Source organism: Streptomyces sp. SID14478 (assembly GCF_010548525.1).
GTDB lineage: Bacteria > Actinomycetota > Actinomycetes > Streptomycetales > Streptomycetaceae > Streptomyces.
The window spans coordinates 1-7943 of record NZ_JAAGMG010000005.1 but is presented as its reverse complement, the minus strand read 5'-3'; the positions used below and the strand labels follow the sequence as shown (position 1 = coordinate 7943).

General features: G+C 71.7%; 8 protein-coding genes. 6 read left to right on the top strand and 2 right to left on the bottom strand.

Annotated features, from left to right (window positions below; all coding sequences use genetic code 11):
• Together G3I40_RS00395 and hutH are read left to right on the top strand one after the other, a co-directional pair.
• Positions 1–954 (top strand): GGDEF domain-containing protein (locus tag G3I40_RS00395; protein ID WP_164300133.1); only part of this gene is annotated, 954 nt, incomplete at its 5' end.
• A 64-nt stretch (positions 955–1018) separates the two neighbouring features.
• Positions 1019–2557: a histidine ammonia-lyase gene (gene hutH / locus G3I40_RS00390; RefSeq protein ID WP_164300134.1), complete on the top strand. Its 1539-nt coding sequence runs from the start codon at positions 1019–1021 to the stop codon at positions 2555–2557.
• Here the strand turns inward: hutH and G3I40_RS00385 are convergent.
• A complete protein-coding gene (locus tag G3I40_RS00385) occupies positions 2554–3471 on the bottom strand; it encodes an SDR family oxidoreductase (protein WP_164300132.1) in 918 nt (305 codons plus the stop codon). The genes hutH and G3I40_RS00385 overlap by 4 nt on opposite strands.
• 98 nt (positions 3472–3569) lie before the next feature.
• On the opposite strand from G3I40_RS00385, the gene G3I40_RS00380 reads away from it, so the two are divergent.
• Positions 3570–4145, top strand: coding sequence for a TetR/AcrR family transcriptional regulator (locus G3I40_RS00380; RefSeq protein WP_164300131.1), 576 nt, complete (start codon positions 3570–3572; stop codon positions 4143–4145).
• Positions 4146–4182: 37 nt separating this feature from the next.
• On the opposite strand, the gene G3I40_RS00375 is transcribed toward G3I40_RS00380, so the two are convergent.
• Complete coding sequence (locus G3I40_RS00375; protein WP_164300130.1) at positions 4183–4473, bottom strand: hypothetical protein; 291 nt, start codon at positions 4471–4473, stop codon at positions 4183–4185.
• A gap of 109 nt (positions 4474–4582) precedes the next feature.
• Here G3I40_RS00375 and G3I40_RS00370 point away from each other — a divergent pair, with 109 nt between their 5' ends.
• From G3I40_RS00370 to G3I40_RS00360, 3 genes are all read left to right on the top strand, one after another.
• Positions 4583–4921, top strand: a complete 339-nt coding sequence (locus G3I40_RS00370; protein WP_164300129.1) for a hypothetical protein — start codon at positions 4583–4585, stop codon at positions 4919–4921.
• A 292-nt stretch (positions 4922–5213) separates the two neighbouring features.
• Positions 5214–6482 carry an Ig-like domain-containing protein gene (locus tag G3I40_RS00365; RefSeq protein ID WP_164300128.1) on the top strand — a complete coding sequence of 423 codons (1269 nt, stop codon included), beginning with the start codon at positions 5214–5216 and terminating at the stop codon, positions 6480–6482.
• 173 nt (positions 6483–6655) lie between these two features.
• Positions 6656–7943 (top strand): ABC transporter permease (locus tag G3I40_RS00360; RefSeq protein ID WP_164300127.1); only part of this gene is annotated, 1288 nt, incomplete at its 3' end.

Here is a 7943-nt window from a genome sequence, read left to right as displayed (position 1 = left end):
GAGCTGTTCCCCGAGGACGAGGCGTACCCGGTCCACCGGTTCCCGGAGATCACCGAGTTCCTGCACGAGCGCTGGGCCGGGGGCGGGGAGCCGGACGCGTGGGTGGAGACGGCCGAGGGGCCCGTCGAGCGTGCGGGCTACTGCCATCAGCGCGTCGCGGCGCTGCGGCGGCGGGGCCGGGGCTGCTGCGTCGTCGCGCCGATCGTGCTGCACGGGCGGGCCTGGGGCGAGCTGTACGTGGCGCGGCCCGCCGGGGCGCCGGTGTTCGGCATCGAGGACGCGGACTTCGCGACCGTGCTGGCGTCCGTCGTCGCGGCCGGGATGGCGCAGACCGAACGCCTGGAGGAGGCGCGGCGGCTCGCCTTCACCGACGCCCTGACCGGCCTCGCCAACCGGCGGGCCGTCGACATACGGCTCGACGAGGCGGTCGAGCGGCACGTCACCGAGGGCACCGTCGTCAGCCTCGTGGTGTGCGATCTGAACGGGCTCAAGCGGGTCAACGACACCCTGGGCCACGCCGTCGGCGACCGGCTCCTCGAACGTTTCGGCTCGGTGCTGTCCCTGTGCGGCGCGATGCTGCCGGGGGCGCTCGCGGCGCGGCTCGGCGGGGACGAGTTCTGCCTGCTGGCCGCGGGCCCCGGCGCCGACGAGGTGGTGCGTGTGGGGGACGAGGTCTGTTCCCGCGCCGCCGAACTGGACCTCGGGGACGGGGTGGCGTGCGGGATCGCCTCGACCGGGGATCCGATCGGGGAGGTCACCAGCGCCCGGCGGCTGTTCCGGCTCGCGGACGCCGCGCAGTACCGGGCGAAGGCGCTGCGCGCGGTGAAGCCGGTGGTGGCGGGGCGCGACGGCGGCCTCGACGACCCCGTCGTGCGGCTCGCCGACTCGCCGCCGCCGGTACCGCAGGACGCCAAGAAGGGGGAGCGGCGCCGGATTCGCCGGCCCCGGGAGTAAGGGGTCCTCCCGGAACTCGGTCGTGACATCTTCGGATTCACTGTGTACGTTCCTGAATATGGATATGCACACTGTGGTGGTGGGGACGGCCGGGGTCACTGCGGCCGATGTGATGGACGTGGCGCGCCGGAACGCCCGGATCGAACTCTCCGACGAGGCCGTGGCCGCGCTGGCCGCGGCCCGCGAGATCGTCGACGCGCTCGCCGCGAAGCCGGAGCCCGTCTACGGCGTCTCCACCGGGTTCGGCGCCCTCGCCACCCGGCACATCAGCACCGAGCTCCGCGCCCAGCTGCAGCGCAACATCGTCCGCTCGCACGCGGCCGGGATGGGCCCGCGCGTGGAGCGCGAGGTCGTGCGCGCGCTGATGTTCCTGCGCCTGAAGACGGTCTGCTCCGGGCACACCGGCGTCCGTCCCGAGGTCGCGCAGACCATGGCCGACGTGCTGAACGCGGGCATCACCCCGGTCGTCCACGAGTACGGTTCGCTCGGCTGCTCCGGCGACCTGGCCCCGCTCAGCCACTGCGCGCTGACGCTGCTGGGCGAGGGCGACGCCGAGGGCCCCGACGGGGTCGTGCGCCCGGCCGGCGAACTGCTCGCCGCGCACGGCATCGCGCCGGTCGAACTGCGCGAGAAGGAGGGCCTCGCCCTCCTCAACGGCACCGACGGCATGCTCGGCATGCTGGTCATGGCCCTCGGCGACCTCGACAACCTCTACAAGGCCGCGGACGTGACGGCGGCCCTGTCGATGGAGGCGCTCCTCGGCACCGACAAGGTGCTCGCGCCCGAGCTGCACGCCATCCGCCCGCACCCGGGCCAGGCCGCGTCGGCCGCCAACATGCTCGCGGTGCTCGCCGGTTCGGAGCTCATCGGCCACCACCAGGACGACGCGCCGCGCGTCCAGGACGCGTACTCCGTGCGCTGCGCCCCGCAGGTCGCGGGCGCCGGACGCGACACCATGGCGCACGCGCGGCTCGTCGCCGAGCGGGAGCTGGCGGCGGCCGTCGACAACCCCGTGGTGCTGCCCGACGGTCGCGTCGAGTCCAACGGCAACTTCCACGGGGCGCCGGTCGCCTACGTCCTGGACTTCCTCGCCATCGCCGCCGCCGACCTCGGCTCGATCACCGAGCGCCGCACCGACCGCCTCCTCGACAAGAACCGCTCGCACGGCCTGCCGCCGTTCCTCGCGGACGACGCGGGCGTCGACTCGGGCCTGATGATCGCCCAGTACACGCAGGCGGCCCTGGTCAGCGAGATGAAGCGGCTCGCCGTCCCGGCCTCCGCCGACTCGATCCCGTCCTCCGCGATGCAGGAGGACCACGTCTCGATGGGCTGGTCGGCCGCGCGCAAACTGCGGACCGCCGTCGACAACCTCGCGCGGATCGTCGCCGTCGAGCTGTACGCGGCCACGCGCGGCATCGAGCTGCGCGAGGGGCTGACCCCCGCACCCGCCACGCAGGCGGTCATCACCGCCGCGCGCGAGGCCGGCGTCGAGGGCCCGGGACCGGACCGCTTCCTGGCACCGGACCTCGCCGCGGCGGACGCGTTCGTACGAAGCGGCGCCCTGGTCGAGGCCGTCGAGACGGTCACCGGGCCGCTGGCCTAGGAACCGGCCGGCAGGGCCTCGTCGAAGTAGTGGCCCAGGTCGAGGTCCGCGAGGAGGCCGGGGTGGGCCGGGCGCCAGTCCAGGAGGTCCTGGGTGCGGGCGCTGGAGGCCGGCAGGTCGAGCGGGACGAGGGTGCCGAGGAAGCCGAAGTGCTCCTGCGCCCGCTCGGCGGGGACGGCCTGCGTCGGCACGCCCAGGTGGCGGCCGATGGACGCGGCGATCTCGCGGAACGGGACGCCCTCGTCGCCCGTCGCGTGCAGCCGCGACCCGGCCGGTGCCTTCTCCAGGGCGAGGCGGTACAGCGCACCGGCGTCCAGGGTGTGCACGGCGGGCCAGCGGTTGGCGCCCTCACCGAGGTAGCCGGAGACGCCGGTGCTGCGGGCGGCGGCGATCAGCATCGGGACGAAGCCGTGCCGGTCCAGGGTGCTGTGCACGACCGGGGGGAGGCGGACGACGGAGGACCTGATCCCGCGCTCGGCGAAGGCGACGACCGCGTTCGTCGCCGCGGCCCGGGGGCCGTCGGTGTCCCACTCGTCCTCCGTGCGGGCGCGGCCCGGCTCGCTCGACGCCCCCGTGCCCGAGGTGCCGACGAAGACCTTGCCGGTGCCGGCCAGCGCGTCGCCGAACACCTCGATGACCTTCAGGTCGTCCGCCAGGGCGCCCGCGTAGTCCCCGGTCACCATCGCCTCGTGCTTGAAGGCGAGGTGGACGACCGCGTCGGCGTCCCGGGCGGCCTCGCGCAGGCCGTCGAAGTCGTCGAGATCGCCGCGGCGGACCCGGGCGCCGCGGGCCTCCAACGTGGCGGCCGAGGCGTCGGAGCGGGCCAGGCCGACGACCTCGTGGCCGGCAGCGAGGAGTTCGGGGACGACGGCCGCGCCGACGTGGCCGCTGGCACCGGTGACGAAAACACGCATGGGGATCTCCAGGTACGAGACGTACGAGCACAGTGATGAGACTCGGTCCCATCACGGTACCAGTGATGGGACCGAGTCGCATCGCGTAAGGTGACGGCATGGGTAGGTGGGAGCCGAACGCGCGCGAACGACTGGCCGAAGCGGCGATGGAACTGTTCGTGGAGCGCGGCTACGAGAGCGCCACCGCGGCGGAGATCGCCCAGCGGGCCGGCCTCGCGAAGAGCACGTTCTTCCGGCACTTCGCCGACAAGCGCGAGGTGCTGTTCGGCGGTCAGGAAGTGCTGAACACGCTGATCGCCGACGGGATCGCCGGCGCGCCCGCCACGGCCACGCCGATCGAGGCACTGGGGGCGGCGCTGCAGGCGGCGTCCGTCGCCTTCGGGCCGGAGCGGCGGGAGTGGGTCCGTACGCGGCAGGACATCGTCGCGGGCCACAGCGACCTGCGGGAGCGCGAACTGCTCAAGCGCGCCGCACTGGTCGAGGTCATGACGCGGGCGCTGCGGGCGCGCGGCGTGCCGGACCCGGCCGCGAGCCTGGTCTCCGAGATCGGCTCCATCGCCTTCCGCAACGCGCTGGAGCGCTGGATCGCGCCGTCCGCCGCGCAGCCGGACTTCGCCGCCGTCGCGCGCGAGGAGCTCGACGCCCTCAAGGCCGCGACGGCCGCGCTTTCCTAGGACCCCTGGCGGCTGCCGTCAGGCGGTACGGGGAGGGTCAGTACGCGGCCTCGGAACCGCGGCCCCGGCGTACCGAGTACGCCACGAAGCCCACACCCAGGCCCAGGAAGACGGAGCCGCCGACGACGTACGGGGTCGTGTCGACGGTTCCCGTGTCGGCCAGGCGGAGTTGGGTGTCGGACTGGGTGGAGACCGCGGTGGCGGTCTGCTGCTGATCGGTGCGCGGCGCGTGCTCCTGGGTGGCCGTGGCGTTGGGGACGAACCACAGGGCGCACAGGAGCGTCCCGGCGGCGGTGGCGGTGAACAGTGATCGACGTGCGGCGGACACGGAAGCGATCCCCCTTGTGGAGCTGGCGAATTGGCCGTGTGGGCCGATGTTAGTGAAAGGGGCGGGTCACAGGAAAGTCACGGGCGCAGCGGGTCGTACGCTCCGGCGTATGAGCACTGATGAGACGTCACGTTTTGTTCGCCTGAAGGTGGAATTGGTCCTGGAGGTCGCCGACGCGGAGGCGCTGACGGGGGCCGCATTGCAGCGCATCGCCGAGGACGAGGTGATGCCGGACGAGGAGCGCGGGCACGCCGAGAGCGCCGTCCAGGAGGACGCGGCGGAGGCCGTGGCGTACCTCGTGGACCCGCTCGACCTGGTCGGCGACGTGCCCGGGGCCGAACTCGTCCAGGCGTCGTGGTCGAGCGAGCAGGTCGACTACGACCCCGATTCGCCTGATTGGGACCTGGACGAGGATGATGACGCCGAGGACGACGAAGAACGCGGATAGCGGCTGGCGGAACGGGCGACCCCGGGCGGCAACCGCTGCCCGGGGTTTCGTCGTCCCGCAGGGGGAATGCGCAAGTGGAGTGAGGGATTCACGGGGATGCCGTTACCACCGGTGCACCCGTGGCTACTGCCTCCTTCGACGTGGCGTCGCCCACATCGGGGCGTTTTCGGGAACGGGACGAACCGGTCACCGCGTTGAGTACGGGTATGGGGAACCCCTGTGTTCTCCGTGACCGGACCCCGGGCGGCCGGGGACGCCGGGAACATCGGGGAAGTCGGGACATTCGGCGACTATGGAGAAGCGTGTGATGACGGACGGTAAGCGGCGCAAGGGCCTGATGGCCGCGTCCGCTGTGCTCGGCGGTGTGCTGGTGCTCTCCGCGTGCAGTGGAGGCGACGCCGAATCGAGCAGCTCGTCGAGCGGCAAGAAGGAATCGCAGGCGCAGGCCGACGAGGCCGCGGCGAAGAAGACTTCCGAGGCCGAGATCAAGATCGCCCCGAAGGACGGCTCCGACAACGCGAGCATCAACAACGCCGCGAAGGTCACCGTGAGCAAGGGCACGCTCACCGACGTCACCATGACGACGGCGGACGGCACGGCGGTCGCCGGCCAGATATCCGCGGACAAGAAGAGCTGGAAGCCCACGAACCAGCTCGCGCGGGCCACCACCTACAAGATCGCCGCCACGGCGAACGACGCGGACAACCGCCCCGCGCACGAGAACGCCTCGTTCACCACGGTCTCCCCGACCAACAGCTTCATCGGCAACTTCACGCCGGAGGACGGCTCGACCGTCGGCGTCGGCATGCCCGTGTCGATCAACTTCGACAAGGCGATCACGAACAAGGCCGATGTGCAGTCCCACATCACCGTCAGCTCCAGCAGCGGGCAGGAGGTCGTCGGCCACTGGTTCAACGCCAACCGCCTCGACTTCCGTCCCCAGGACTACTGGACGGGCGGCTCCACCGTCACCCTGAAGCTCGACCTCGACGGCGTCGAGGGCGCCAACGGCGTGACGGGCGTCCAGCAGAAGACCGTCACGTTCAAGGTCGGGCGCAACCAGGTCTCCACGGTCGACGCGCAGACCAAGACCATGACCGTCACCCGCGACGGAAAGACGATCAAGACGATCCCGATCTCCGCCGGTTCGCCCGAGAACAAGACGTACGAGGGCCAGATGGTGATCTCCGAGAAGTTCAAGGAGACCCGGATGAACGGTGCGTCGGTCGGCTTCACGGACGACGACGGCAAGGGCGAGTACGACATCAAGGACGTGCCGCACGCGATGCGCCTGTCGAACTCCGGCACGTTCATCCACGGCAACTACTGGGGCGCCAAGTCGATCTTCGGCTCGGCCAACACCAGTCACGGCTGCGTCGGTCTGGCGGACGCCAAGGGTGCCGGCGACTCCAGCACCCCGGGCGCCTGGTTCTACGACAACTCGATGGTCGGCGACGTCGTCATCGTGAAGAACACCGGCGACAAGACCGTCGCCCCGGACAACGGCCTCAACGGCTGGAACCTGAGCTGGGCCGACTGGAAGGCCGGCTCCGCCGCCTGACACCCGCCCCCGCCACGAGCCCCGGTACGCCCCGCGTACCGGGGCTCGTCGTCCGTGTGCCCGGGTCTCATCCCGTTCTCATCCCGGCCTCACCGAACCCTTACAGCCCGTGCATACGTTTCCGCTGATCCTTTCAGCGCCCCTTGTCGGGGCCGTCATCGGGCGAGGCTTCGATGTTCTTCACCTACCTCAGACGAGAGCTGCGCCGCCGCAGAAAGGCGGCGCTGGTCGTCGCCTCCGGACTGGCACTCGGCATCGCGCTCGTCATCGTGGTCAACTCCGTTTCCTCGGGCATGAGTCAGGCCCAGGACAAGGTGCTGCAGTCGCTGTACGGGCTCGGCACCGACATGACCGTCACCAAGGCCGCCGCCGCGCCGAAGGAGGGCGAGAGCGGGCGGCCGCGCTTCAACTTCGACGCCAAGGACAGCGGGTCCGACGACGAGCAGAGCAGTGACCGGGTGATGGTGCAGGGCTTCCAGACCCTCGCCTCCTCCACCGTCACCGAGGTCGCGCGGCAAAAGGGCGTCGCCGACACCGTGGGCGGTCTGAGCCTGCAAGTGATGAAGGTCAGCGGGCAGTTCACCCGCGGCCAGTTCAAGCAGGACCAGGGCGGCGGGCGGCAGGGCGGCCCCGGCGGCGGCAGCGGCCAGCCGGGGGGCCGGGTCCAGGGCGGCGGCGCCGCCTTCGACGTCAACTCCTACTCCGTGTTCGGCACCGACGTCACCCGGCAGAACCTCGGCCCGCTGACCTCCTCGAAGATCACCGCGGGGCGGACGTTCAAGACCTCCGAGACGGACGCCAAGGTCGTCGTCGCCGACGCCTCGTACGCCAAGGAGAAGAAGCTCGCCCCGAACGACACCGTCACCGTCAAGGGCACGAAGTACAAGGTCGTCGGCATCGCGACCCCGGACAGCGGGGACGCCGCCGCCAACCTGTACCTGCCGCTGCAGCAGGCCCAGACGCTCGCCGGCGCCAAGAACAAGGTGACCACGGTGTACGTGAAGGCGACCGACTCGCAGCAGATCGACGCGGTGAAGTCGACCATCCGGAAGAACATCAGCGGCACCACCGTGACCACGTCCGCCGACCTCGCCGACACGGTCTCCGGTTCGCTGTCCACCGCCTCCGACCTCGCCTCGAACGTCGGCAAGTGGCTGTCCGTCGCCGTGCTCGTCGCCGCGTTCCTGGTGGCCGGGCTGCTCACGTCGTCGGCGGTGTCACGGCGCGTGCGGGAGTTCGGCACGCTCAAGGCGCTCGGCTGGAAGTCGGGCCGGGTGACCCGGCAGGTCGTCGGCGAGGCCGTCGTCAACGGGCTGCTGGGCGGCGTCCTCGGCATCGCCATCGGCCTCGCGGGCGCCTACGTCGTCACGGCCATCAGCCCCACGCTGTCCGCCCAGCTCGGCGGCGGCCAGGCGGCAGGCGGTCCCGGCGGGGGCGGCGGCTTCGGCGGCGGCATGATGC